We start from the raw sequence: 25,325 nt of genomic DNA, 5'->3' as shown, positions 1-25,325 counted from the left end.
GCTGGGAGAGCCGCGATATGTCCTGCGGCGCCGTCGTGGCTGGTCGCGCAGTTCCCCGCGCCCCTTCGGGGCGGGCCCGCCTCACCTTCGTCAGCGTTCAGGCGTGGCCGCCGCCCGCCCTCACCAGGCCGGTTTCGTAGGCGAGCACCACGACCTGCACCCGGTCGCGCAGCCCCAGCTTGGTCAGGATGCGGCCCACGTGGGTCTTCACGGTCGCCTCGGACAGCACCAGCCGGGCCGCGATCTCGCCGTTCGACAGGCCCTGGGCGACCAGCACCATGACCTCGCGCTCACGCTCGGTGAGCCGCTCCAGCTCCTTGTGCCGGGGCTCCCTGCCCGCGGTGGGCAGCATCGGCGCGAAGCGGTCGAGGAGGCGGCGGGTCGTGGAGGGGGCGACGACGGCGTCACCGCTGTGCACGGAACGGATCGCGGCCAGCAGCTCACCGGGCGGCACGTCCTTGAGCATGAAGCCGGACGCGCCCGCCTTCAGCCCGGAGAACGCGTACTCGTCGAGGTCGAAGGTGGTCAGGATCAGCACCTTGGGCGGCTCGGGCTCGGAGCAGATGCGGCGCGTGGTCTCGACGCCGTCCAGCTTCGGCATGCGCACGTCCATGAGGACGACGTCCACGTCGGTCGAGCGCAGCACCTGGAGGGCCTCGACGCCGTCGCCCGCCTCCGCGACGACCTCCATGTCCGGCTGGGCGGCGAGCACCATCCGGAACCCGGTGCGCAGCAGCACCTGGTCGTCGACGAGCATCACACGGATCGTCATGGGGCTTCTTCCGTTTCCGTCGCTTCTTGGTCGTCCATCGGGCGGGCCGCGGGTTGCGGGGGGCGTGACAGGTGTCAACCGGGGGCGTGCGTCGGCGTCAGTGCGCCGGTTTGAGCGGGAGCAGGGCGCTGATGCGGAATCCTCCGCCCGGACGGGGGCCCGCGTCGAGGGTGCCGCCGACCATGCCGACCCGTTCGCGCATGCCGATCAGGCCGTGACCCTGGCCGTCGGCGCCGCCCTCCTCGTACAGCTCGTGCGGGGCGCCCGTGCCGTCGTCCTCGACGAGCAGGCCGAGGCCGTCGTCGAAGTAGACCAGCCGCACGCTGGCGCCCGCGTTGGGGCCGCCGTGCTTGCGCGTGTTGGTCAGCGCCTCCTGCACGATCCGGTACGCCGTCAGCTCGACGCCGCTCGGCAGCGGGCGCGGGGTGCCCTCGACCTTGAAGTCCACCGGAAGGCCGGAGCTGCGGCACTGCGCGATGAGGTCGTCGATCTGCTCGACGTCGGGCTGCGGGACGTACTCGCCGGCCTCCTTGTGCTCGCCGGTGCGCAGCACTCCCAGCAGGCGGCGCATCTCCGCGAGGGCCTGGCGGCCGGTGGAGGAGATCGTCTCCAGGGCCTTCCTGGACTGGTCGGGCGCGGAGTCGAGGACGTAGGCGGCGCCGTCCGCCTGGACCACCATCACGGACACGTTGTGGGCGACCACGTCGTGCAGCTCGCGGGCGATCCGGGCGCGCTCGGCGGCGACCGCCACCTTGGCCTGTGCCTCGCGTTCCTTCTCCAACCGGGCGGCGCGCTCCTCCAGTTGGGCGAAGTAGGCGCGACGGGTGCGCATCGAGTCGCCGAGCACCCAGGCGAGGGCGAAGGGCACGGTCTGGAACACGGCTATCGCGATCTGCCCGAGGAAGCTGGAGTGCTCGGCCGGCCAGCGGATCTGCGCGAGGGTCGCCGCGCTCAGCCCCGCGGCCAGGGCGACCCGGGAGGCCCAGCGGGCCCCGAGCGCGGCGACCGTGTAGATGATCACGAGCATGGCGAAGTCGGCGACCGTCGTCTCGACGTCGAGGATGAGCTGGGCCAGGCCCGTGCCGGCGGCCAGGAGCAGCATGTGCTCCGGGAACCGGCGGCGCAGCGCGATGACGACGCTCATGACGGTGGTCACGACGAGCGCCGCGGGGAGCGATCCATGGTGGTTCCGCGCCTCGCCGACGTGCGCGGAGCCGGCCGCGGAGAGCCCGAACAGGACCACGGCCCAGAAGCCGTCGACCCATGTCGGGTGTCTGCGGAGGAAGTCGTAGAGGCGCTGCACGTAACCCAGAGTAGGGAAGCGAGGTGAGTGCGGGGGTCAACCGGAGGGTCGATCCGTATTCGGTGCGCGTACTCCGCAAGGTGGAGGCCGTGATCACCTGTACGCCTAGTCTGTTCAGGTGAGGGACGACACGGGAGACCTGGTCGAGGGCGGGCACGCGGGCGCGTGGCGGGGCTGGCGCGAGGCCACGGAGGCGGCGCTGTACGGCCCCGGCGGCTTCTACCGGCGGCCCGAGGGACCCGCCGGACACTTCCGTACGTCCGTGCACGCGTCGCCGTTGTTCGCCGGCGCGGTCGCCCGGCTGCTGTGCCGGGTCGACGACGCGCTGGGGCGGCCCGCGCGGCTGGACTTCGTCGACATGGCCGCGGGGCGGGGCGAATTGGTCACCGGTGTGCTCGCGGCGCTGCCCGCGGACGTGGCGGCGCGTACGCGGGCGCACGCGGTCGAGGTCGCCGACCGCCCGCCGGGGCTCGCGGAGCGGGTCGCCTGGCTGCGGGAGCCGCCCGCCGGGATCACCGGCCTGCTCTTCGCCAACGAGTGGCTGGACAACGTGCCGCTGGACGTCGCCGAGGCGGACGCGGAGGGCGCGCCCCGGCTGGTCCTGGTGGACGACGCCGGGACCGAGCGCCTGGGCGGCCCCGTCCCGGGCCCGGAGGCGGACTGGCTCGCCCGCTGGTGGCCGCTGCCGCCGGAGGAGGGCCTGCGCGCGGAGATCGGCCTGCCGAGGGACCTCGCGTGGGCGTCGGCGGTCGCCCGCGTGGCCCGCGGCGCCGCGGTGGCCGTCGACTACGCCCACACGATCACCACCCGCCCCCCGTTCGGCACGCTCACCGGTTTCCGCGAGGGCCGCGAAACGCCCCCCGTCCCGGACGGCTCCTGCGACATCACGTCCCACGTCGCTCTGGACGCCTGCGCCCACGCGGGCCGCACGGCGCTGTCCGCGAGCCCGGGGGAACCCCCGCGCGGCGCGGTGAGTGAAGAGGCCGGATTCGGTGAGGGCCGGCCTGGCCGCCGTGGCCGGGTGGTCGGACAGCGGGAGGCGTTGGGGGTGCTCGGGGTCGTGGGCGGACGGCCTCCGCTGGAGCTCGCCTCCTCCGATCCCGCCGCCTACGTGCGCGCGCTCGCGAGCGCCGGGGAGGCCGCCGAGCTGACCGCGCGCGGGGGGCTCGGGGACTTCGGCTGGCTGGTGCAGACGGTGGGGATCGGCGACCCGCTCGGCGGCGGGCCCGGGTGACCCGCCCCGCCGGTCGATCTACTTGTCGATGTCGCCGACCACGAAGAACATCGACCCCAGGATCGCCACCATGTCCGCGACGAGCGTCCCGGGCAGCAGCTCGGTCAGGGCCTGGATGTTGTTGTACGAGGCCGAGCGCAGCTTCAGCCGGTACGGCGTCTTCTCGCCCTTGCTGACGAGGTAGTAGCCGTTGATCCCGAGCGGGTTCTCGGTCCACGCGTACGTGTGCCCCTCGGGCGCCTTGAGGACCTTCGGGAGCCGCTGGTTGATCGGCCCGGGCGGCAGCTCGGCGAGCCGGTCGAGGCAGGCGTCGGCCAGCTCCAGGGCGTTGTGGGTCTGCGCCAGCAGGCACTCGAAGCGGGCGAGACAGTCGCCCTCCTCGCGCGTGACCACCTTCAGCGTGTCCTGGAGCTCCCCGTAGGCGAGGTACGGCTCGTCACGCCGCAGGTCGAAGTCCACCCCCGAGCCCCGCCCGATGGGCCCGCTCACGCCGTACGCGTGCACGGCCCGCGCCGACAGCACCCCCACCCCGCGCGTGCGCCCCCGGAAGATCTCGTTGCCGAGGACCAGGTCGTCGAAGACGTCCATGCGCGAGCGCACCGCGGCGACCGCCTCCCGCGCGCGTGCGGTCCAGCCCGCCGGCAGGTCCTCCTTGAGGCCGCCGACCCGGTTGAACATGTAGTGCATGCGCCCGCCCGAGACCTCCTCCATGACGTTCTGGAGCACCTCGCGCTCCCGGAACGCGTAGAAGACCGGGGTGATGCCGCCCAGCTCCAGGGGATACGACCCGAGGAACATCAGATGGTTGAGCACCCGGTTCAGCTCGGCGAGCAGCGTCCGCGTCCACACCGCCCGCTCGGGCACCTCCATGCCGAGCATCCGCTCCACCGCGAGGACCACGCCGAGTTCGTTGGAGAACGCCGACAGCCAGTCGTGCCGGTTGGCCAGCATGATGATCTGCCGGTAGTCACGCGCCTCGAACAGCTTCTCCGCGCCCCGGTGCATGTAGCCGATCACCGGTTCCGCGTGCACGATGCGCTCACCGTCCAGCACGAGCCGCAACCGCAGCACACCGTGCGTGGAGGGATGCTGCGGACCGATGTTGAGCACCATGTCCGTGCTCTCCGCGCCGCCGCCGATGCCGACCGTGGTCTCCGTCGTGGGACTCATGCACACAGTCTCCCCCACCTGCCCGTCATACGTACGCTGACCGTATGGAACAGGGGAGTTCACCAGGATTCGGGGCCGCGCGGCAGGTCACGGCGACGGAAACGGCCGGCGCGGGACCGGTGTGGACGGGGCTGCCACCGGGTCTCCTGCACCTGCGGCGGCTGCTCCTGGTGGTGTGGCTGGGCCTGGCCGCGCTCGCCGCCGGCCTGCTGCCCGGCCTCTTCGCCGGCCCCGCGTGGGCGGCGTTCGCCCTGCTGCCGCTGGCGCTGATGGCCTGGGGCTGGGTGCTCCTGGGCCGCAACTGGCGCTCCTGGCGCTATGCCGAGCGCGCCGACGACCTGCTGATCAGCCGGGGCGTCCTGTGGCGGGAGGAGACCGTGGTGCCGTACGGGCGCATGCAGCTGGTGGAGGTGACCTCCGGTCCCGTCGAACGCCGCTTCGGCCTCGCCACCGTGCAGCTGCACACCGCCGCCGCGGCGACCGACGCGACCATCCCCGGACTCGACCCGGCCGAGGCCGAGCGGCTGCGCGACCGGCTGACCGAGCTGGGCGAGGCCCGATCGGCGGGGCTGTGACCACCCCTGGCGTCGAGAGCGGCGTACCCGAGCGGAGCGCGGTCGCGGAGCGCAGGCTGCATCCCGTGACCCCGTTCCGGCGGGCGTGGGCGCCGGTCGCCGTGCTCATCGGGTGGGCCGTGCACGACCCGAACCAGGCGCAGGAGCAGCTGACCCGGCTGACCACGACGATGCTGCTGGCCGGGCTCGCCGTGCTCGTCCCCGCCGCCTCCCTCTACGGCTTCATGTCCTGGTGGTTCACCCACTTCGCGGTGACCGACAGCGAACTGCGCATCCGCACCGGCCTGTTCTTCCGGCGCACCGCGCACATCCGGCTGGAGCGCATCCAGGCCGTCGACATCACCCAGCCGCTCCTCGCGCGCGTGGCCGGTGTCGCCAAGCTCAGGATCGACGTCGTCGGCGCGGACAAGAAGGACGAACTGGCGTTCCTGGGGCAGGAGGAGGCGCGCGCCCTGCGTGCGGAGCTGCTCGCGCGCGCCGCCGGTTTCGCACCCGAGACGGCGCGCGAGGTCGGCGAGGCGCCGGCGCGCGAGCTGCTGCGCCTGCCCCCGCGCGACCTCGCGATCTCCCTCGTGCTGACGGGCGCCACCTGGGGCTCGCTGGCCGCCGCGCTCGTCGTACCGCCGGTGCTGTGGCTGGCCACCGAGAGCGTGTGGACGGTCCTCGCCACCGGCCTGCCGCTGCTGGGCGCGGCGGGCGCGAGCAGCGTGGGACGGTTCGTCTCGGAGTACGACTGGACGGTGGCCGAGTCCCCGGACGGGCTGCGCATCGACCACGGACTGCTGGACCGCACGCACGAGACGGTGCCGCCGGGCCGGGTGCAGACCGTGCGGATCGTGCAGCCGCTGCTGTGGCGGCGGCGCGGCTGGGTGCGGGTGGAGCTGGACGTGGCGGGCTCCGCCAACTCCGTACTGGTGCCGGTCGCCCCGCGCGCGGTCGCCGAGGCGGTCGTCGCGCGCATACTGCCGGGCGCCGAAGGGCTGCCGGAGGCCGGTGCGCCGCGGCCCGCCGAGCGCCCGCCGCGCCGGGCCGGACGGTGCGCGCCGCTGTGGTGGCGGGGGTACGGCGTCGCGGTCACCGACGGGATGTTCACCGCCCGGCACGGGCTGCTGCGCCGGACGCTGTCCCTGGTCCCGCACGCCAAGGTGCAGAGCGTCCGGCTCACCCAGGGCCCCTGGAAGCGCCTGTGGCGGCTCGCCGACGTGCACGTGGACACGGGGGCCGGGAAGACCGTCACGGCCCGGCTGCGGGACGCCCAGGAGGCCGCGGAACTGCTCCACGGCCAGGCGGAACGCTCCCGGACGAGCCGCAGGGACGCCCTCCCCGACCGCTGGATGTCCTGACCGGACGACCGACGCCGGGTTCACCGGCGGACTCCGCCCGCCCCGTCCGATCAGCCGAGCCGACCGGACCTCGAACGGGCCGGACGAACCGTGTCCCGGACCCGAACCCGGCCGGGAACCCGCGGGTTCAGGAAGCCGCGGTGCGCAGGCCCTGCAAGTCGATCTGTTCCGTCTCGTCGTGGGCCGTCAGGTCGATGACCTGGCCGATGCCGCGGGACGCCTCGTCGGCGGGCTTGAACTCGGCCTCGTCCGCGCCCTTGTGCAGCGCGAGCGCCTCCTGGCCGACCACGTCGGCGAGGTCCTCGTTGTGCACCGTGTCCAGGGACTCCGACGGCGCCCCCTTCTGCGTACCGAAGAAGTCGAACCCGCCCTCGACGGACGGACGGCGCACGGGCGTGGCCGGGACGACGGCCACCGCGGTCGGCACGGTGAAGTGCCCCGAGGGCTGCGCCGTCGGCTGGGCGGGCCGGTCCTGCGCACCGGGGTTGGCGGCGGCCGCGTGCTCGTGCGCGTCGGCCGCCACGGGCTGCCCCTCGGCGTCGTCCTCCTGATCGACGGACCCCACGGCGCCCTCACCGCGTGCAGCGCCCCCAGAGGCGGCGACCGGGGAGGCGGCCAACGGCACGGCGGCGGCGCTCACGCCCTCCGGGGCGCGCTTCCCTTTGGCGGCCACGTCCGCGCGGGCGGCCTTGCCGGCCCCCGCACCCACCGCGGCCTGCTCCGGCTTCTCGCCCTTCCCGGGCTTCCCGGCGGCCTCGGCGGCCTTCCCGGCCTCAACAGCGCCGTCGGTCTTCGCCGGCGCCTCGTCGTCACCGCTGTCGAACCTGGACAGCGCCGCCTTCGCCCGCAGGAACAGCTTGGAACCCTCGGGCGAGAACACCGTGGGCGCCGCCGGCTCCACGTCCAGGGAGTCCTGGGCGTCCGGGGAGTCCGGAGCGTCGTCCCGCGTGGTGGACGCGTCGTCCTCGGCGTCGGCCGGGACAGCCACAGCCCCGGCCTCCTCGGTCTCCTCGATCTCCTCGGTGTCCGCGGCCGACAGCGCGGGCGCGGACGGCCCCGACTCGATCTCCAGCAGCCGCCGGCCCTCCAGGGCACTGGCCCGCTCGGTCTCCGCGGTCGCGTACCGCCGCAGCAGCGACGCGTGCTCGTTGCGCAGCCCCGCCAGCTCCGCCCGCTTGGCGCGCAGCCGCTGTTCGAGCTTGGTGCGCAGCTCGCGCGACTCCTCCAGGTCGGTCTCCAGCTCGGCGACCCGTTCCTCGTGCCGCCAGTCGTCGCTGGCACGCGCGCGCGTGAGGTCGGCGACCTGCTTGCCGGCCTGGGCGTCCCAGCGGCGCATCACGAAGGCGCCGACGACGGTGGTCAGAGCGGCGAGCGCGGCGAGCGAACGGAGCATCGCGGTCTGCGAGAACATCCAGGGACCCAGGGCGCAGACGAGGGAGATGCCCGCTATCGCCGACAGCGGCAACAGCTTGTGCAAAGGCGGGGAATGGCGGTGGCGTCCACGTGGCATGGCCAGAAACTTACCGCGCGTAGGCGAATCGTGGTGGCCCACCCCGTAAAAACACAGCCACACCCAAGTCTTCACAGGGCATCAGGAACGACAAGCGCGATCGAACCCGCACCGAATTCGGCAAGATCAATTCCATTGTCCGTTCAACCAGGGCCCGGACCGGGACGAGCCGGGGGCGGACCAGGGAGCGAACGTGGAGGCGAACCCGGAGGCGAACCCGGGGCGGGCCGGGCTCCAAAACGATGATCCCCTCACAGATGATCCCCAACTTCCGGATATTGCACGGCGATCCACCACGCGACCCACCCCTCGCGCCGTCACGTTCGTCGCGCGGGCTTGCCCGGCGCTTTCCCCGCTCTTTGAAACGGCTTTCCCGAGGGAAGTGAACCTCTCTCCCCGACACACCGTCCTAGAGGGCGCAATGTCGCCGGATGCCCGAATCGGGCACCGGGTCCACGGTCTCTCGCACAACTACGGGATGCGATGTCTGCCAGGGTAGATGGGGAAATGTCGGGCGGGGTTCCGCACCGATCGGACGTGCCGCGGCGCCTGTTCCACGGCCCACGCCCCGAAGCCGTCCCCGGACTGATCGCCAGGGCGTGCGCCCTCGTGGGCGTCCTGGACATCGCCGCGGGCGTCTTCCCGCGCTTCCGCCACAGCCGTATGCACACCATGGCCGAGGTGCTGCCCGGCGCGCTCGGCCCGTTCGCCGCCGCCCTCTCGCTCAGCACGGGCGTCCTGCTGCTGCTCCTCGCGCACGGCCTCAAACGACGCAAGCGCCGGGCCTGGCGGGCCGCGGTCGCCCTCCTGCCGGCCGGTGCCGTCGCCCAGTTCACGTACCGGCACTCCCTCATCGGCGTCTTCATCACCCTGGCGCTGCTCGTGCCCCTGCTGCGCCACCGCGACGAGTTCGCGGCCCTGCCCGACCCGCGCAGCCGCTGGCGCGCACTCGCCAACTTCGTCCTCATGGGCGCCGGTTCGCTCGCCCTCGGCCTGGTCGTCGTCAGCGTCCACCCCGGGCACACCATCGGCGACCCCAGCGTGGCCGAACGCCTCACCCACGTCCTGTACGGCCTGTTCGGCTTCGAGGGCCCGGTCGACTACCAGGGCACCACCTCCTGGACCGTCGCCTGCTCCCTCGGCGCCCTCGGCCTCCTCACCGCCGTCACCACCATCTACCTCGCCCTCCGCCCCGAACACCCCGCCGCCCGCCTCACCCCGCAGGACGAGACCCGGCTGCGCGCCCTCCTCGACAAGCACGGCGGCCGCGACTCGCTCGGCCACTTCGCCCTGCGCCGGGACAAGGCCGTCGTCTTCTCGCCCAGCGGCAAGGCGGCCGTCACCTACCGCGTCGTCTCCGGGGTGATGCTCGCCAGCGGCGACCCGATCGGCGACGTCGAGGCGTGGCCCGGCGCGATCGAACGCTTCATGGACGAGGCCAAGGCCCACTCCTGGACACCCGCCGTGATGGGCTGCTCGGAGACCGGCGGCGAGGTGTGGACCCGGGAGACCGGCCTGGACGCCCTCGAACTCGGCGACGAGGCGGTGGTCGACGTCGCGGATTTCTCGCTCGCCGGACGCGCGATGCGCAACGTGCGCCAGATGGTCAAGCGCATCGAGCGGGCCGGCTACGAAACCCGGGTACGGCGCATCCGTGACCTGGGCGAGACCGAACTCGACCGCATCCGGCGCGCGGCGGAGGACTGGCGCGGCACCGACACCGAACGCGGCTTCTCCATGGCCCTCGGCCGCATCGGCGACCCCGCCGACGGCGACTGCCTGATCGCCACCGCCCACAAGAGCGACGCGGAACCCGGACCCCACGGCGACCTGAAAGCCGTCCTGCACTTCGTGCCCTGGGGCCCCGACGGCGTCTCCCTCGACCTGATGCGCCGCGACCGCGCGGCCGACCCCGGCATGAACGAACTGCTGATCGTCGCCGCCCTCCAGGCCGCCCCCAGGCTCGGCATCACCCGGATCTCGCTCAACTTCGCCATGTTCCGCTCCGCCCTCGCGCGCGGGGAGAAGATCGGCGCGGGCCCCGTGCTGCGCGCCTGGCGGGGACTGCTGGTCTTCCTCTCCCGCTGGTTCCAGATCGAGTCGCTCTACAAGTTCAACGCGAAGTTCCGTCCCCGCTGGGAACCACGCTTCGTCGTCTACCGCGCCTCCGGCGACCTGCCGCGCATCGGCCTCGCCGCCATGCAGGCGGAGGGCTTCGTGAACCTCGCCCTCCCCCTGCCGCGGTTCCTGCGCCGCCACGCCCCCGCCGCCCGCCCGTGCACCCACGCGCGGGCCGAACGGAGCGTACGGGCGGCGTGACCCGGACAGGTCCGGGCGGAGACGGCCCCTCCGGCCCGGGGGCCCTCCGCCCGGGCCGCGCCCCCCTGCCCGCCCCGGCCGGGGCCTACGCTGAACATATGAGCAACCAGAGCGGACGCGGCCGAGTCGCGGGCCTTCCGGCATGGGACCGCTGCGCGGTCATGGGAGTCGTGAACGTCACCCCCGACTCCTTCTCCGACGGCGGCCGCTTCTTCGACACGACGGCCGCCGTCAAGCACGGCCTCGACCTCGTCGCCGAGGGCGCCGACCTGGTCGACGTCGGCGGCGAGTCCACCCGCCCCGGCGCCACCCGCGTCGACGAGGCCGAGGAACTGCGGCGTGTCGTCCCCGTCGTCCGCGGCCTCGCCTCCGAGGGCGTCACCGTCTCCGTCGACACCATGCGCGCCTCCGTCGCCGAACAGTCGCTCGCGGCGGGCGCGGCCCTCGTCAACGACGTCAGCGGCGGCCTCACCGACCCCGCGATGATCCCCGTCGTCGCGGACGCCGGAGCACCCTTCGTCGTCATGCACTGGCGCGGCTTCCTGGAGGGCGGCAACGTCAAGGGCGTCTACGACGACGTCGTCACCGAAGTCGTCGACGAGCTGCACGCGCGCGTGACGGCCGTCCTGGAGGGCGGCATCGCCCCCGACCGGGTCGTCGTCGACCCCGGTCTCGGCTTCTCCAAGGAGGCCGGGCACGACCTCGCCCTCCTCGCCCACCTCGACCGCCTGCACACCCTCGGCCATCCGCTGCTCGTCGCCGCCTCCCGCAAGCGGTTCCTCGGCCGTGTCCTCGCCGGCCCCGGCGGATCACCCCCGCCGGCCCGCGAACGCGACGCCGCCACCGCCGCCGTCTCCGCCCTCGCCGCCCAGGCCGGCGCCTGGGCCGTACGCGTCCACGAGGTCCGCGCCACGGCCGACGCCGTCCGGGTCGCCCGCGCCGTCGAGGAGGCACGGGAGTCCGACACGCGAGGCGGCCAGGCCCGGTGAGCGCCCCCCACACCGACGTCGAGCAGGTCGAACAGGCCAACACCGCCTACTACGAGGCGATGGAGCGCGGCGACTTCGAGGAGATCTCCTCGCTCTGGCTCACCCCCTCCGACCTGGGCGTCGACGAGGAGTACCACGACCCGGCCGACACCGGCGTCGTCTCCTGCGTGCACCCCGGCTGGCCGGTGCTCACCGGTCGCGGCGAGGTCCTCAGGTCGTACGCCGTGATCATGGCCAACACCGACTACATCCAGTTCTTCCTCACCGACGTGCACGTCTCCGTGACCGGCGACACCGCCCTCGTGAGCTGCACCGAGAACATCCTCAGCGGCGGCCCGGCCCCCGAGGGCGGCTCCGAGCTCGGCCCCCTCGTCGGCCAGCTCGTCGTGGCCACCAACGTGTTCCGACGCACCCCCGACGGCTGGAAGCTCTGGTCCCACCACGCCTCCCCCGTGCTCACCGAGTCCGGGGACGACGAGGACGACGACACGCCCGCCTGAGGCCGGATACGGCCCCCTCGGGGGCGGACGTGGGCGGACGTGGTTCGAATCACCCATCCGGGGTAGGTGCGGCTTCCGACCCCCGAGCCGCCGGATTCCCCGGGGGGCACGCCCGGTGAACCCTCCCGGACCCGCGCCCCCGTGGCCCGGCCCCGTCCGTGTCCGCAGGTAGATTCGTCCGAGGCCGGTCCGTCGCCCGCGCGCGGCAGGAGCCGGTCGCCACCGACGACTGCAGGAGTGATTCGCGTGGATCGTGTCGCGCTGCGCGGCCTGAAGGCCCGCGGGCACCACGGGGTGTTCCCCAAGGAGCGCGAGGAGGGCCAGACCTTCCTCGTGGACCTCGTCCTGGGCCTGGACACCCGGCCGGCCGCGGCCGACGACGACCTGGCGAAGACCGTGCACTACGGCATCGTGGCCGAGGAGGTGGCCGCCGTGGTCGAGGGCGAGCCGGTGAACCTCATCGAGACGCTGGCCGAGCGCATCGCCCAGACCTGCCTCAAGCACGAAGGGGTCCAGGAGGTCGAGGTCTGCGTCCACAAACCGGACGCGCCCATCACCGTCCCCTTCGACGACGTGACCGTCACCATCATCCGGAGCCGAGTATGACTGCCTCGTTCACCGACGGTCGTCACAGCGACCCGACCGTCCAGCCGGTACCCGCCTCCCTCGTCGAGAAGGTCGACGCCGCCGACACCACCCTCCAGAACCCGCGCCGGGCCGTGATCTCCCTCGGCGCCAACCTCGGCAACCGCCTGGAGACCCTCCAGGGCGCCATCGACGCGCTGGAGGACACCCCCGGCGTGCGCATCAAGGCCGTCTCCCCGGTGTACGAGACAGAGCCCTGGGGCGTGGAGCCCGGCAGCCAGCCCTCCTACTTCAACGCCGTCGTCGTCCTCAGGACCACGCTGCCCCCGTCCTCCCTGCTGGAGCGGGCGCACGCGGTCGAGGAGGCGTTCCACCGCGTACGGGACGAGCGCTGGGGTGCGCGCACCCTGGACGTCGACATCGTGGCGTACGCCGACGTCGTCTCGGACGACCCGCTGCTCACGCTCCCCCACCCGCGGGCCCACGAGCGCGCCTTCGTGCTCGCCCCCTGGCACGACCTCGACCCCGAGGCGCAGCTGCCCGGCCGCGGACCGGTGGCCCGGCTCCTGGAAGACGTGACCCTGGCCGGCGTCGAAGCCCGCGCGGACCTGGAACTCCGACTGCCCGAGTAGTCGTTAAGGTCGAGACGGCCGCGGGACGGGCACACTTGGGTGGGCCGCCGACGACCACCGTGCGGGGGAGCTGAAGGAACACCGTGAGAGAGCTGCGCATCCGGATGCTGGCCGGCGTGTTCGTCGTGGCCGGGGTGCTGTCCTGGGCGGCCGCCCGCCTGTGGAACTCGGTGGGCACGCTCCCCAGCGTGCCACTGGCCGCCCCCGTCGTCCTCGCGCTGATCGCGGTGGTCCTGCTGGCCACGGCGGTGTCGCTGCGCGCCCGGCTGCGGGCCCAGCGTGAACGCCGCCCCGGCGCCAAGGGGGTCGACCCGCTGATGGCGGCCCGCGCGGTCGTCTTCGGCCAGGCCAGCGCCCTGGTGGCCGCCCTGGTCGCCGGCATGTACGGCGGCACGGGTGTCTTCCTCCTGGAGCAACTGGACATCCCGGCCCGCCGCGACCAGGCCTTCTACGCCGCCTTCTCGGTCCTGGCGGGCATCGCGGTCATAGCGGCGGCCCTGTTCCTCGAACGCGTCTGCAAACTCCCCGAGGACGACGACGACAACCCCTCGGGCCCCCAGCCGACGACGTGAGTCCGGTACCGGGAGCGGTCAGCGCGCCATGATGAGGCTCATCGCCTCGTTGCGGGTGGCGGCGTCCCGCAGCTGACCGCGCACCGCCGACGTTATGGTCTTCGCGCTCGGCTTCCGGATGCCCCGCATCGACATGCACATGTGCTCGCACTCGACGACCACGATCACACCGCGCGGTTCGAGGATCTCCATCAGGGAGTCGGCGATCTGCGTGGTGAGTCGTTCCTGCACCTGCGGACGGCGTGCGTAGACGTCCACGAGCCGGGCCAGTTTGGACAACCCGGTGATCTTCCCGGACACGGACGGGATGTAGCCGACGTGCGCCACTCCCCTGAAGGGGACGAGGTGGTGCTCACATGTCGAGTACACCTCAATGTCCTTCACCAGGACCATCTCGTCGTGGCCCAGGTCGAACGTCGTCGTCAGCACGTCCCCGGGCTGCTGCCACAGTCCCGCGAAGATCTCCTTGTACGCCCGCGCCACCCGAGCCGGGGTCTCCCTGAGGCCCTCTCGGTCCGGGTCCTCGCCGACCGCGATCAGGAGTTCGCGTACGGCGTTCTCGGCGCGCTTCTCGTCGAACTCGCCGATGGCGCCCTCGCCGTCCAGCGTCACGGGGTCGGTCATCTGGTGCCTCGTTCCTTGGGTCTGACGTGCGGGTCCGCACAAAGCCGCGCCCCCCAGGCTAGAACCCGGGGGGCGCGGCACGCATTCCGGGCCCGGTGCGTCGCACCGGGCCCGGGGGGTCAGCTCTCGGGGCGGTCCTCCGGGGACTGCTCCGTCACCGGGGCGGACTCCGCCGCCGTCGACTTGGCGGTGCTGATCGCCGGCGTCGCGCCGTTCGTCCCGTTGGTCAGTGCCAGCTCCTTCGGGGAGAGCACCGGCGGGCGGGTGGACGGCGTACGACGCGAGGAGCCGGTCCAGGCGGGCCGGGGCGGCCGCTTGACGATCGGCGCGAAGATCTCGGCGATCTCCTCCTTGCCCAGGGTCTCCTTCTCCAGGAGGGCCAGGACGAGGTTGTCGAGGACGTCGCGGTTCTCCACCAGGATTTCCCAGGCTTCGTTGTGCGCGTTCTCGATGAGCTTCTTGACTTCCTCGTCCACCAGCGCGGCGACCTCTTCCGAGTAGTCACGCTGGTGAGCCATCTCACGTCCGAGGAACGGCTCGGTGTTGTCGCCGCCGAACTTGATGGCGCCCAGACGCTCCGTCATGCCGTACTGGGTGACCATCGCGCGGGCCGTGGTGGTGGCCTTCTCGATGTCGTTCGCGGCGCCCGTGGTCGGGTCGTGGAAGACCAGTTCCTCGGCCGCGCGACCGCCCAGCATGTAGGCGAGCTGGTCGAGCATCTCGTTGCGCGTGGTCGAGTACTTGTCCTCGTCCGGGAGCACCATCGTGTAGCCGAGGGCCCGGCCGCGGGACAGGATCGTGATCTTGTGGACCGGGTCGGAGTTCGGGGAAGCCGCCGCGACCAGGGCGTGTCCGCCCTCGTGGTACGCGGTGATCTTCTTCTCCTTGTCCGACATGATCCGGGTCCGCTTCTGCGGGCCCGCGACCACACGGTCGATCGCCTCGTCGAGCATCTGGTTGTCGATGAGCTTCTTGTCGCTGCGGGCCGTGAGCAGCGCCGCCTCGTTGAGCACGTTCGACAGATCCGCACCGGTGAAGCCGGGGGTGCGGCGGGCGACGGCCGACAGGTCGACGTCGGGCGCGACCGGCTTGCCCTTCTGGTGGACCTTGAGGATCTCCAGCCGGCCCTGCATGTCCGGGCGGTCGACCGCGATCTGGCGGTCGAAGCGGCCGGGGCGCAGGAGCGCGGGGTCGAGGATGTCGGGCCGGTTCGTGGCGGCGATGAGGATGACGCCGCCCTTGACGTCGAAGCCGTCCATCTCGACGAGGAGCTGGTTCAGGGTCTGCTCGCGCTCATCGTGACCGCCGCCCAGGCCGGCGCCGCGGTGGCGACCGACGGCGTCGATCTCGTCGACGAAGACGATGGCGGGCGCGTTGGCCTTGGCCTGCTCGAAGAGGTCACGGACCCGGGAGGCACCGACACCGACGAACATCTCGACGAAGTCGGAACCGGAGATCGAGTAGAACGGCACGCCGGCCTCGCCCGCGACGGCGCGCGCCAGCAGGGTCTTGCCGGTGCCGGGCGGGCCGTAGAGCAGCACACCCTTGGGGATCTTGGCTCCGACGGCCTGGAACTTGGCCGGCTCCTGGAGAAACTCCTTGATCTCGTGGAGCTCCTCGACGGCCTCGTCCGCGCCGGCGACGTCGGTGAACGTCGTCTTGGGGGTGTCCTTGGTGATGAGCTTCGCCTTGGACTTCCCGAAGTTCATGACCCGGGAGCCGCCGCCCTGCATCTGATTCATCAGGAACAGGAAGACGACCACGATCAGGACGAAGGGGAGCAGGGAGAGCAGCACGCCGAGGAACGGGTTCTGCTTCGACGGCGCCACGGTGTAGCCGTCGGGGATCTGCTTGTCCTGGAACTTGGTCTGGAGCACGCCCGCGAGGTTCGTGCCCTGGTCGCCGATGTAGCTCGCCTGGATCTTCGAGCTGCCTTCGACCTTCTGACCGTCCTTGAGCGTGACCTTGACGGTCTGCTCGTCACCTGTGGTGAGTTTGGCCGACTGCACCTGGTTGTTGTTGATCGCCGCCACGACCTGGCCGGTGTCCACCGTCTTGTAGCCGCCGGACGAGCCGACGACCTGCATCAACACGACCACGGCAAGGACGGCCAGCACGATCCACATGACCGGCCCACGGAAGTATCGCTTCACGTCCATCCATACGGAGCGGTGTCGCCCCGTCCCTCCTGCCATAGTGAGTTTGATAAGACAGTTCTTCTGACGGTACCCCAGCATTGTTGTCCGAAGTCGCACGGACGGCTGGTTGCCCGTCTCTGCATGCTCCAACGGCGCGAAGCCCGCCGGGGTTCCCGATCGTCCTGCGCAAACGGGCCGGTGTGGGGCCCGTCACGCCCGCGGGGGCGCTCAGCCGCCGTAGACGTGAGGCGCGAGCGTACCGACGAACGGCAGGTTGCGGTACTTCTCCGCGTAGTCGAGGCCGTATCCGACGACGAACTCGTTCGGGATGTCGAAGCCGACCCACTCGACATCGATGGCCACCTTGGCCGCGTCCGGCTTGCGCAGCAGCGTGCACACCTTGAGGGAGGCGGGCTCGCGCGAGCCGAGGTTGGACAGCAGCCAGGACAGGGTCAGACCGGAGTCGATGATGTCCTCGACGATCAGGACGTGCTTGCCCTTGATGTCGGTGTCGAGGTCCTTGAGGATCCGCACGACTCCGGAGGACTGGGTGCCCGCGCCGTACGAGGACACGGCCATCCAGTCCATGGTGACGGGGGTGGACAGCGCCCGGGCGAGGTCCGCCATGACCATCACGGCGCCCTTGAGGACTCCGACGATGAGCAGGTCCTTGCCCGCGTACTCCGCGTCGATCTTCGAGGCCAGCTCGACCAGCTTGGCGTCGATCTCTTCCTTGGTGATGAGTACCTGCTTGAGGTCGGCACCCATGTCTTTCGCGTCCACCCGCATCACTTTCGGTCGGTCGTCCCGCTTCATCAGGCTGCCCGGGCCGTCGGAGGGTTCCTCCGGAGGTCGGGAGTCAGCCCTGCCGGATCACCAGTCTGCCACCCTGGCGCTGGGCAACGACCTTGCCCGGGAGATTGATGGCCCCCTGGCCGCGCCAGCCGGTGATCAGGCGGTCGACTTCCTCGATGTGGCGGGCGAACAGCGAACCGGCGGGGGCGCCGGCCCGGATGGCGGCGCGGCGCAGGATGCGGCGGCGCACGGCGGGCGGGAGGGCGCGGAGCTTGGCGCACTCCAGGAGGCCCGCGTCGTCGCGGACGCCGACCTCGGCCTGGCTGGCCCATGTGTCGAGCGCGTCGGCGTCGTCGCGGGAGAGCTGGGCCGTACGGGCGAGTGCCTCGACGACTCCTTTGCCGAGGGCCTTCTCCAGGGCGGGCAGGCCCTCGTGGCGCAGCCGGGAGCGGGTGTAGGCGGGGTCGGTGTTGTGGGGGTCGTCCCAGACGGGCAGGGACTGGGCCATGCACGCCGTGCGGGCGGTCTGCCGGTCGAGCTGGAGGAAGGGACGGCGGTAGCGGCCGTCGGCCCCCGAGACCGCGGCCATCCCGGACAGGGAGCGGATGCCGGAGCCGCGGGCGAGGCCGAGCAGAACGGTTTCGGCCTGGTCGTCGCGGGTGTGTCCGAGCAGGACCGCGGTGGCGCCGTGGCGGAGGGCCGCGGCGTCGAGGGCGGCGTAGCGGGCGTCCCGGGCGGCGGCCTCGGGTCCGCCCTCGCGGCCGACGGTGACGGCGGTGGACTCGACGGGGTCGAGGCCGAGTTCGCGCATCCGCTGGACGACTTCCCCGGCGCGCCGGTCGGAGCCGGTCTGCAGGCCGTGGTCGACGGTGACGCCGCCCGCGCGGACGCCGGTCCTGGGGGCTTCGAAGGCAAGGGCGGAGGCGAGGGCCATGGAGTCGGCGCCGCCGGAGCAGGCCACGAGGACGAGCGGGGGCGCGGGGCGTCGCGCCGCGGTGTCCGGGGCGGGGGAGCCGTGCTCGGTGAGGATGTCGTGGAGGACGCGGCGGACCGCCAGGCGTATCGCCGCGACCGCAGGATGGGGACCCATGTCCGGTTCCCTTCATGAAGTTTTCGGGGGGTGAGCCCGAGATCGGTCACTCAGAGTGTGTCGATGGTGACAGAAACGGGCCGTTCCCTGAGCATTGCACGCCTACCCTTCGCTCACGGTCCCTCGGACGGGTGATTGGCGGGGCGCCCGCCTGCCACGGGTGGGATCCGGCTCACGCCCCGGTGGTCCGGTTCACGACTCCGGCCTGCGGTGCACCCGCGTGACCCAGTCCGCCGGTTTGGCGATCTCGGCCTTGGTCGGCAGGGTGTTCGGGGAGGTCCACACGCGGTTGAAGCCGTCCATGCCGACCTCGTCGACGACGGCCCGTACGAACCGTTCGCCATCGCGGTACTGGCGGAGCTTGGCGTCGAGGCCGAGGAGCTTGCGCAGGGCGGCGTCGAGACGGGAGGCGCCCCGGGCGCGGCGCTGCTGGAACTTCTCGCGGATCTCGGCGACGGAGGCCACGACGTCGGGTCCGACACCGTCCATGACGAAGTCGGCGTGGCCCTCCAGGAGGGACATGACGGCGGTGAGCCGGCCGAGGATCTCGCGCTGGGCGGGGGTCTGCACGAGTTCGACGAAGGAGCGGCCGCCGTCGTCCTCCTCGGCCTCGGGGCGTCCTCCGGCGAGGGACTGGGCGGCCTCGCGGATGCGTTCAAGGACGGTCATGGGGTCGACGTCGGTCTCCGAGAGGAACGACTGGATCTCGCCCTCCAGGTGGTCGCGCAGCCAGGGCACCGCGGTGAACTGGGTGCGGTGGGTCTCCTCGTGGAGGCACACCCAGAGCCGGAAGTCGTGGGGTTCGACGTCGAGTTCGCGTTCGACGTGGACGATGTTGGGCGCGACGAGCAGCAGGCGCCCGCCGCCGTTCTCGCCCGCGGGCAGGTCGCGGGTGGCGGGGGCGAACGTCTCGTACTGGCCGAGGACGCGGGAGGACAGGAAGGACAGCAGCATGCCCAGCTCGACGCCGGTGACCTTGCCGCCGACGGCGCCGAGGACCGCGCCGCCCGGGGTGTTGCCGCGCCGCTCCTGCATCTTGCCGAGGAGGGGTTTGAGGATCTCCCGGAAGCCGGCGACGTTGGCGCGGACCCAGCCGGGCCGGTCGACGACGAGGACCGGGGTGTCGTGGGTGTCGTCGGTGCCGAGCCGGGTGAAGCCGCGCACGTGCCCCTCGGACGCCTTGGCGTGCCGGCGCAGCTCGGCGACGACGGCCCGGGCCTCGTCACGGCTCACCTCCGGGCCCGGCCGCACCAGCCGGGTCGCGGTCGCGACCGCGAGGTTCCAGTCGACCATCTCCGTGCCACCGATGCTCGTCATGCGTCAACGGTACGTGAGCGTGCGCACTTGGGGCAGGGCGTGACGGACTCCGCGTCCGGCGCGAACTACCCGCAGCCGCATCCCGCGAGGGCGCTGGCGGCGTGGTCGAGGGCCGCCTGGGCCGCCTCGGGGCCGGTGGTGCCTGAGGCGAGGAAGGCGAAGGCGAGCAGGCGGCCGTCCCGGTCGACGACGGTGCCGGCGAGGGCGTTGACGCCGGTGAGGGTGCCGGTCTTGGCCCGTACGACACCGGCGGCGCCGTCGGCGAAGCGGGTGCTGAGGGTGCCGGTGAAGGCGGCGACGGGCAGGCCGGTGAGGACGGGGCGCAGGTCGGGCCGGGTGGGTGAACCGGCCTTGGCGAGCAGGGCGGTGAGGAGGTCGGCGCTGAGCCGGTCGGCGCGGTCGAGTCCGCTGCCGTCGTGGAAGACGGCGCCGGCGGTGGGCAGGCCGAGTCGCTTCAGCTGGGCGGCGACGGCCTGGGAGGCGCCGGTGAAGCCGGCGGGCAGGCCGGTGGCGACGGCGGTCTGGCGGGCGAGGGCCTCGGCGATGTCGTTGTCGCTGTTGGTGAGCATGCGTTCGACGACGGCGGACAGCGGGGGTGAGGCGACGGTGGCGAGGGTGGTGGCGCGGCCGGTGGCCTTGGACGGCCCGGGGGCGGACGCCTTGACGCCGGCGGCCTCCAGGAATCCGGCGAACTTGCGGGCGGCGTCGGCGGCGGGGTCGGTGACGCGTGCGACGGGTCCGCTGCTGGAGCCGTCGGTGCGGCCCTCGTCGGCCGTCAGGGCGCTGACGGGGGCGAGGTTGTCGTTGACGCCGATGGGGTGGAGTTCGGGGCCGGTGTAGAGGGTGGTGTCGTAGGAGAGGGTGACCTGGCGGATGCCGCGGTCCTTGAGGGCTTCGGCGGTGTCGGTGGCGAGGGTGCGCAGGCTGGCCCAGCCGTCGGCCCGGGGGTGGGCGGTGAGGGTGGGGTCGCCGCCGCCGACGAGGACGAGCTCCCTGGTGTCGGGTTCGAGGGCGGTGCGGGTGGTGAGGCGGTGGTCGGCGCCGAGGGCGGACAGGGCGGCGACCGCGGTGGCGATCTTGGTGGTGGAGGCGGGGGTCAGGGCCTTGCCGCCGCCGGTGTCGTACAGGCGGGCGCCGGTGGTGACGTCGACGACGGCCGCGGTGCGGTTCTTGCCGAGGGCGGGTGCGTCCAGGAGGGGGCCGAGGACGTCCGCGAGGGGTTTTTCCCCGGGAGCGGACTTGACGGTGGTCGTGGCGCCGCCGAGGCCCGCGAGGACGGCCTGTGCGCTGGGTGCGGGGCGGGGGCCGCCGGCCGCCGCCCCGACGGTACGGCCGTGATCTGCGCCACCCGCCCGTTGGAGTGCGGCGGCCCGGTCCCGCTCGGCCGTACGCTGACCGGTGGCGTCCCAGGGTCCGGCGGCGGTCACCACGCCGGCGGCCAGGGCCAGGCCGGCGGTGGCGGCCCCCGCGGTGTACTGCCAGGTCCGCGCGGTCGCGGTCCTGGGGATCCGCGCGAGCCGCGGTTCCACGGCCCGTACGAGCCGCGCGACCCGCGGCCGGACGGTCGCCGCGGTCCGTGCCAGACGCGGTCGTACGGCGTCCGCGAACCGCACCACGTGCGGTCTCGCGGCCTGCCATGGCCTCAGTTGTGGCACGACCACCAGCCCCTTTCGCGATCACGCACCTGCGTGAGGGACACTTAACCACCAGAACTATGTGCTGATCATGGAGGAGCCACCGGTGGAGTTCGACGTCACGATCGAGATCCCGAAGGGTTCGCGCAACAAGTACGAGGTGGACCACGAGACCGGTCGGATCCGCCTGGACCGTCGTCTCTTCACCTCGACCGCCTACCCGACCGACTACGGCTTCGTCGAGAACACCCTCGGCGAGGACGGCGACCCGCTGGACGCGCTGGTCATCCTGGACGAGCCGACGTTCCCGGGCTGCCTCATCCGCTGCCGCGCGATCGGCATGTTCCGGATGACGGACGAGGCGGGCGGCGACGACAAGCTGCTGTGCGTCCCGGCCACCGACCCGCGTGTGGAGCACCTGCGCGACATCCACCACGTGTCCGAGTTCGACCGCCTGGAGATCCAGCACTTCTTCGAGGTCTACAAGGACCTGGAGCCCGGCAAGTCGGTCGAGGGCGCCAACTGGGTGGGGCGCACGGACGCCGAGGCGGAGATCGAGCGGTCCTACAAGCGCCTCGAGGAGCAGGGCGGTCACTGACCCCGCAGCCTCCGGGCCGTACGCGCACGCGTGCGGCCCGTTCGCGTACCCATGCGCATACTGAGGGCAGACGGAAGGTGTCGTTCAGGGAGCGTTGCGGAGTGATGGAGGCGGAGGACCGCAAGCCTCGCTCGGACGAGGCGAGGAGCACGTACGACCCCGAGATCACGTCCGAGTTCGCGGTTCCCAAGGGGCTGGCGGTGCCCAGAGGGGGCGGCGGATCCGAGACGACGTCCGAGTTCGCCGTGCCGAAGGGGCTGGACACGCCGCGGCCGCCGGGGGCGGAGCCGGAGGGGTCGGCGTTCACCGCGCCGAGCACCTACGGCGCGGCCGACGCCGCCTGGGCGTTCACTCCGGCCGGGGGGCTGCCCGCGGTCCGGCTGACGAAGGACGCGCCCTGGCAGGACCGGATGCGCACGATGCTGCGCATGCCGGTGACCGAGCGGCCCGCGCCGGAGTCGGGGCCGGCGGCGGAGGAGGGCGGTCCGGCCGTCCCGCGCGTGCTCGACCTGACCCTGCGCATCGGCGAGTTGCTGCTGGCGGGCGGCGAGGGCGCGGAGGACGTGGAGGCCGCGATGTTCGCGGTCTGCCGGTCGTACGGGCTGGACCGCTGCGAGCCGAACGTCACCTTCACGCTGCTGTCGATCTCGCACCAGCCGTCGCTGGTGGACGACCCGGTGACGGCGTCCCGGACGGTGCGGCGGCGCGGCACCGACTACACGCGGCTCGCGGCGGTCTTCCGGCTCGTGGACGATCTGACGGACACGGAGTCGGACATCTCGCTGGAGGAGGCGTACCGGCGGCTGGCGGAGATCCGCCGCAACCGGCACCCCTATCCGGGCTGGGCGCTGACCGTGGCGAGCGGGCTGCTCGCGGGCGCGGCCTCGATGCTGGTCGGCGGTGATCTGCTGGTGTTCGTCGCGGCGGCGCTGGGCGCGATGCTGGGCGACCGGCTGGCGTGGCTGTGCGCGGGGCGCGGGCTGCCGGAGTTCTACCAGTTCACGGTGGCCGCGATGCCGCCCGCGGCGATCGGTGTGGCGCTCGCGCTGGCCCACGTCGACGTGAAGGCGTCCGCGGTGATCACCGGTGGGCTGTTCGCGCTGCTGCCCGGACGGGCGCTGGTGGCGGGGGTGCAGGACGGGCTGACCGGCTTCTACATCACGGCGTCGGCGCGGCTGCTGGAGGTCATGTACTTCTTCGTCGGCATCGTCATCGGTGTGCTGGTCGTCCTGTACTTCGGCGTGAAGGTGGGCACCACGCTCAATCCGGACGCGGCACTGGGCCTCGGCGAGCGGCCGCTGCTCCAGATCGCCGCGTCGATGCTGCTGTCGCTGACCTTCGCCGTGCTGCTCCAGCAGGAGCGCTCGACGGTGCTGGCCGTGACGCTGAACGGGGGTGTCGCGTGGTCGGTGTACGGCGCGATGCACTACGCGGGCGGGATCTCGCCGGTCGCCTCCACGGCCGTCGCGGCGGGCCTGGTGGGGCTGTTCGGGCAGTTGCTGTCGCGGTACCGGTTCGCGTCGGCGCTGCCGTACACCACGGCGGCGATCGGGCCGCTGCTGCCGGGATCGGCCACGTACTTCGGGCTGTTGTCCATCGCGCAGAACGAGGTGGACAAGGGGCTGGTGTCGTTGGCCAAGGCCGCGTCGCTGGCCATGGCCATCGCCATCGGGGTCAACCTGGGGTCGGAGATCTCGCGGCTCACCCTCCGGGTGGGGTCGGCCGGCAAGCGCCGCGCCGCCAAGCGTACCCGCGGGTTCTGAGCGCCCCTGGGGCCGGGGCGCTCCGCGCGGGCTCCGGCCTTACGGGGCGCGGTGGTTGCCGCCCTGGTCGTAGCCGTACGGGTACGGCTGCTGCGGGTACTGCTGCTGGGGATACTGCTGCTGGCCCTGGCCGTAGTACTGGTCATGGCTCCGGCCCTGGTTCTGGTCGTGGTCCTGACCGTAGCTCTGGCCGTACTCCTGGCCGTAGGTCTGCTGGGTGTACGTCGGCTCGACGCGGCGGAGTTGGGTCGTCGGCTCGTCGACCTGCGGGGCCGGGGGCTGCTGCCGGGGGGCCTGCGGGTTCTTCTTCTCCTTGGAGCGGGCCCTCAGGAACTCGATGACGAGCGGGACCACCGAGATGAGGACGATCAGGATGAGGATCGCCTCGACGTTCTTCTTGACGAAGTCGATGTTGCCGAGCCACGAGCCGAGCAGGGTGACGCCCGCGCCCCACAGGACGCCGCCGATGACGTTGAAGACCAGGAACGAGCGGTACCGCATGCCGCTGACGCCGGCGATGATCGGCGTGAACGTGCGCACGACGGGCACGAAGCGGGCCAGGACCAGGGACTTGGGGCCGTACTTCTCGAAGAACTCGTGGGCCTTGGCGACGTTCTCCTGTTTGAACAGGCGCGAGTCGGGGCGGTTGAACAGGCTCGGGCCGACCTTCTTGCCGAACATGTAGCCCGCCTGGTCGCCGAGGATCGCGGCGAGGCAGATGAGTCCGATCGCCCCCCACAGCGGGAAGTCCAGCTGGTGGGAGGTGATCAGCAGACCACAGGTGAACAGCAGCGAGTCGCCCGGCAGGAAGAAGCCGATGAGCAGGCCGGACTCGGCGAAGACGATGAGCAGAAGACCCCAGATGCTGTAGGTGTCGAGCAAGTAGTTGGGGTCCAGCCAGCTCGGGCCGAGGGCAAGCATCGTCACGGTTCCGGGCTCCTGAGGGGTGAAGGGCGACAGCGGTGCTGGGACGGCGCCACAAAGCTATCAACGTGAGGCGACCGCCCCGGGTTCCACGGTGCCTTCAGGATGCACCGTGGGCCGACCGGGACAAAGCCGGGGCCCACGGGCGTCGACGACGGCGGCGCGGACTCACGCCCCGCGACGGGACGCGTTCGCCGTGATCGCCCCTTCGAGGTGCTCGGCCAGGCCCGGCCGCAGGGAGTCGTAGAACGCCTTGAAGCGTTCGTCCGACACGTACATGCCGCCCAGGCCGCGGTGCAGTTCGTACGAGCACTCGTAGAACCACGTGGAGATGTGCTGCCGGTGCTCCTCGGCCAGGTCCATGGCCGCCTCCCCGGCCGACGGCTCCCCGGCGTCCATCAGGGCGGCGTAGCGCGCGCTCCAGGCGTCCACCTCGGCCCGCATGCGCTTCCAGTCGTCCTTGGTGTATCCGGCGGCCCGGCGCTGGGACTCGGCGTACTGCTCCGTGCCGCCCCAGCGCCGCTCCGCCTCCTCCGCGTGCTCCTCGGGGTCCTTGTCCCCGAAGACCTCGAACCGCTCCTCGGGGGTCAGGTCGATGCCCATCTCTCGCGCCTCCATGGCGTGCTCCACGGCCTCGGCCATCCTTGTCAGCTTCTCGATCCGGGCGGTCAGCAGCCGGTGCTGGCGGCGCAGGTGCGCGCGCGGATCCGCGTCCGGGTCGTCGAGCAGGGCCGCGACCTCGTCGAGCGGGAAGCCGAGCTCCCGGTAGAACAGGATCCGTTGCAGCCGGTCGAGGTCGGCGTCGTCGTAACGCCGGTGCCCGGCCCGGCTGCGCCCGCCCGGTACGAGCAGGCCGATCTCGTCGTAGTGGTGCAGGGTGCGCACGGTGACTCCGGCGAAACCGGCGACCTGTCCCACGGAGTAGCCCACTTCCGCTC

At 72.3% G+C, this 25,325-nt stretch carries 23 protein-coding genes; 11 read left to right on the top strand and 12 right to left on the bottom strand.

Annotated elements, in window-relative coordinates; translation table 11 throughout:
- Window positions 1–97: 97 nt before the first annotated feature.
- Window positions 98–772 carry a response regulator transcription factor gene (locus tag AB0F77_RS21190; protein WP_361950618.1) on the bottom strand — a complete coding sequence of 225 codons (675 nt, stop codon included), beginning with the start codon at window positions 770–772 and terminating at the stop codon, window positions 98–100.
- A 97-nt stretch (window positions 773–869) separates the two neighbouring features.
- Window positions 870–2,075: a sensor histidine kinase gene (locus tag AB0F77_RS21185; protein WP_361950615.1), complete on the bottom strand. Its 1,206-nt coding sequence runs from the start codon at window positions 2,073–2,075 to the stop codon at window positions 870–872.
- A 118-nt stretch (window positions 2,076–2,193) separates the two neighbouring features.
- Here AB0F77_RS21185 and AB0F77_RS21180 point away from each other — a divergent pair, with 118 nt between their 5' ends.
- Window positions 2,194–3,309 carry an SAM-dependent methyltransferase gene (locus AB0F77_RS21180; RefSeq protein WP_361950612.1) on the top strand — a complete coding sequence of 372 codons (1,116 nt, stop codon included), beginning with the start codon at window positions 2,194–2,196 and terminating at the stop codon, window positions 3,307–3,309.
- An 18-nt stretch (window positions 3,310–3,327) separates the two neighbouring features.
- Here AB0F77_RS21180 and AB0F77_RS21175 read toward each other — a convergent pair whose 3' ends face one another.
- Window positions 3,328–4,479, bottom strand: a complete 1,152-nt coding sequence (locus AB0F77_RS21175) for an NADH-quinone oxidoreductase subunit D (protein WP_361950609.1) — start codon at window positions 4,477–4,479, stop codon at window positions 3,328–3,330.
- Window positions 4,480–4,523: 44 nt separating this feature from the next.
- On the opposite strand from AB0F77_RS21175, the gene AB0F77_RS21170 reads away from it, so the two are divergent.
- Together AB0F77_RS21170 and AB0F77_RS21165 are read left to right on the top strand one after the other, a co-directional pair.
- Entirely contained in the window at window positions 4,524–5,054 is a 531-nt protein-coding gene (locus AB0F77_RS21170) for a PH domain-containing protein (RefSeq protein WP_361950606.1), read from the top strand.
- Complete coding sequence (locus AB0F77_RS21165; RefSeq protein WP_361950603.1) at window positions 5,051–6,397, top strand: PH domain-containing protein; 1,347 nt, start codon at window positions 5,051–5,053, stop codon at window positions 6,395–6,397. The genes AB0F77_RS21170 and AB0F77_RS21165 overlap by 4 nt, the downstream gene beginning before the upstream one ends.
- A gap of 127 nt (window positions 6,398–6,524) precedes the next feature.
- On the opposite strand, the gene AB0F77_RS21160 is transcribed toward AB0F77_RS21165, so the two are convergent.
- Window positions 6,525–7,907, bottom strand: coding sequence for a hypothetical protein (locus AB0F77_RS21160; RefSeq protein ID WP_361950600.1), 1,383 nt, complete (start codon window positions 7,905–7,907; stop codon window positions 6,525–6,527).
- A 507-nt stretch (window positions 7,908–8,414) separates the two neighbouring features.
- Between AB0F77_RS21160 and AB0F77_RS21155 the strand changes: the two genes are divergently transcribed.
- The 6 genes from AB0F77_RS21155 to AB0F77_RS21130 all read left to right on the top strand — a co-directional run bounded on the left by AB0F77_RS21155 (window position 8,415) and on the right by AB0F77_RS21130 (window position 13,504).
- Window positions 8,415–10,226: a phosphatidylglycerol lysyltransferase domain-containing protein gene (locus AB0F77_RS21155; RefSeq protein WP_361950597.1), complete on the top strand. Its 1,812-nt coding sequence runs from the start codon at window positions 8,415–8,417 to the stop codon at window positions 10,224–10,226.
- Window positions 10,227–10,324: 98 nt separating this feature from the next.
- Entirely contained in the window at window positions 10,325–11,215 is an 891-nt protein-coding gene (gene folP / locus AB0F77_RS21150; RefSeq protein ID WP_361950594.1) for a dihydropteroate synthase, read from the top strand.
- The gene (locus AB0F77_RS21145) at window positions 11,212–11,715 is read left to right on the top strand and encodes a nuclear transport factor 2 family protein (protein WP_361950591.1); all 504 of its coding nucleotides are present in this window, start codon (window positions 11,212–11,214) and stop codon (window positions 11,713–11,715) included. The genes folP and AB0F77_RS21145 overlap by 4 nt, the downstream gene beginning before the upstream one ends.
- 246 nt (window positions 11,716–11,961) lie before the next feature.
- Window positions 11,962–12,321 carry a dihydroneopterin aldolase gene (folB, locus tag AB0F77_RS21140; RefSeq protein WP_361950588.1) on the top strand — a complete coding sequence of 120 codons (360 nt, stop codon included), beginning with the start codon at window positions 11,962–11,964 and terminating at the stop codon, window positions 12,319–12,321.
- The gene (gene folK, locus AB0F77_RS21135) at window positions 12,318–12,932 is read left to right on the top strand and encodes a 2-amino-4-hydroxy-6-hydroxymethyldihydropteridine diphosphokinase (protein ID WP_361950585.1); all 615 of its coding nucleotides are present in this window, start codon (window positions 12,318–12,320) and stop codon (window positions 12,930–12,932) included. Before folB ends, folK begins: the two co-directional genes overlap by 4 nt.
- Before the next feature lie 83 nt (window positions 12,933–13,015).
- The gene (locus tag AB0F77_RS21130; protein WP_361950582.1) at window positions 13,016–13,504 is read left to right on the top strand and encodes a DUF3180 domain-containing protein; all 489 of its coding nucleotides are present in this window, start codon (window positions 13,016–13,018) and stop codon (window positions 13,502–13,504) included.
- 18 nt (window positions 13,505–13,522) lie between these two features.
- Here AB0F77_RS21130 and folE read toward each other — a convergent pair whose 3' ends face one another.
- The 6 genes from folE to dacB all read right to left on the bottom strand — a co-directional run bounded on the left by folE (window position 13,523) and on the right by dacB (window position 21,129).
- On the bottom strand, window positions 13,523–14,128 hold the full coding sequence (folE, locus tag AB0F77_RS21125) for a GTP cyclohydrolase I FolE (protein WP_361950579.1): 606 nt from the start codon (window positions 14,126–14,128) through the stop codon (window positions 13,523–13,525).
- A gap of 119 nt (window positions 14,129–14,247) precedes the next feature.
- The gene (gene ftsH / locus AB0F77_RS21120; RefSeq protein ID WP_361950577.1) at window positions 14,248–16,287 is read right to left on the bottom strand and encodes an ATP-dependent zinc metalloprotease FtsH; all 2,040 of its coding nucleotides are present in this window, start codon (window positions 16,285–16,287) and stop codon (window positions 14,248–14,250) included.
- A 207-nt stretch (window positions 16,288–16,494) separates the two neighbouring features.
- Window positions 16,495–17,055, bottom strand: a complete 561-nt coding sequence (gene hpt / locus AB0F77_RS21115) for a hypoxanthine phosphoribosyltransferase (protein ID WP_361950759.1) — start codon at window positions 17,053–17,055, stop codon at window positions 16,495–16,497.
- Window positions 17,056–17,125: 70 nt separating this feature from the next.
- Window positions 17,126–18,151 (bottom strand): tRNA lysidine(34) synthetase TilS, encoded by a 1,026-nt coding sequence (tilS, locus tag AB0F77_RS21110; protein WP_361950574.1) that lies wholly within the window; start codon window positions 18,149–18,151, stop codon window positions 17,126–17,128.
- Window positions 18,152–18,343: 192 nt separating this feature from the next.
- On the bottom strand, window positions 18,344–19,468 hold the full coding sequence (locus tag AB0F77_RS21105) for a zinc-dependent metalloprotease (RefSeq protein ID WP_361950571.1): 1,125 nt from the start codon (window positions 19,466–19,468) through the stop codon (window positions 18,344–18,346).
- A gap of 65 nt (window positions 19,469–19,533) precedes the next feature.
- Complete coding sequence (gene dacB / locus AB0F77_RS21100; protein WP_361950568.1) at window positions 19,534–21,129, bottom strand: D-alanyl-D-alanine carboxypeptidase/D-alanyl-D-alanine-endopeptidase; 1,596 nt, start codon at window positions 21,127–21,129, stop codon at window positions 19,534–19,536.
- Window positions 21,130–21,208: 79 nt separating this feature from the next.
- On the opposite strand from dacB, the gene AB0F77_RS21095 reads away from it, so the two are divergent.
- Complete coding sequence (locus tag AB0F77_RS21095) at window positions 21,209–21,700, top strand: inorganic diphosphatase (protein ID WP_361950756.1); 492 nt, start codon at window positions 21,209–21,211, stop codon at window positions 21,698–21,700.
- Window positions 21,701–21,801: 101 nt separating this feature from the next.
- Window positions 21,802–23,463 (top strand): threonine/serine exporter family protein, encoded by a 1,662-nt coding sequence (locus tag AB0F77_RS21090; protein ID WP_361950565.1) that lies wholly within the window; start codon window positions 21,802–21,804, stop codon window positions 23,461–23,463.
- Between the two features lie 39 nt (window positions 23,464–23,502).
- Here the strand turns inward: AB0F77_RS21090 and AB0F77_RS21085 are convergent, their stop codons facing one another.
- A complete protein-coding gene (locus AB0F77_RS21085) occupies window positions 23,503–24,390 on the bottom strand; it encodes a VTT domain-containing protein (RefSeq protein WP_361950562.1) in 888 nt (295 codons plus the stop codon).
- A 165-nt stretch (window positions 24,391–24,555) separates the two neighbouring features.
- Window positions 24,556–25,317 carry a MerR family transcriptional regulator gene (locus AB0F77_RS21080; protein WP_361950559.1) on the bottom strand — a complete coding sequence of 254 codons (762 nt, stop codon included), beginning with the start codon at window positions 25,315–25,317 and terminating at the stop codon, window positions 24,556–24,558.
- Window positions 25,318–25,325 lie beyond the last annotated feature (8 nt).

The organism is Streptomyces sp. NPDC026672 (assembly GCF_040638185.1).
GTDB lineage: Bacteria > Actinomycetota > Actinomycetes > Streptomycetales > Streptomycetaceae > Streptomyces.
Note: the sequence above shows the minus strand (reverse complement) of the source record. Positions and strands in the feature narration are given on the sequence as shown.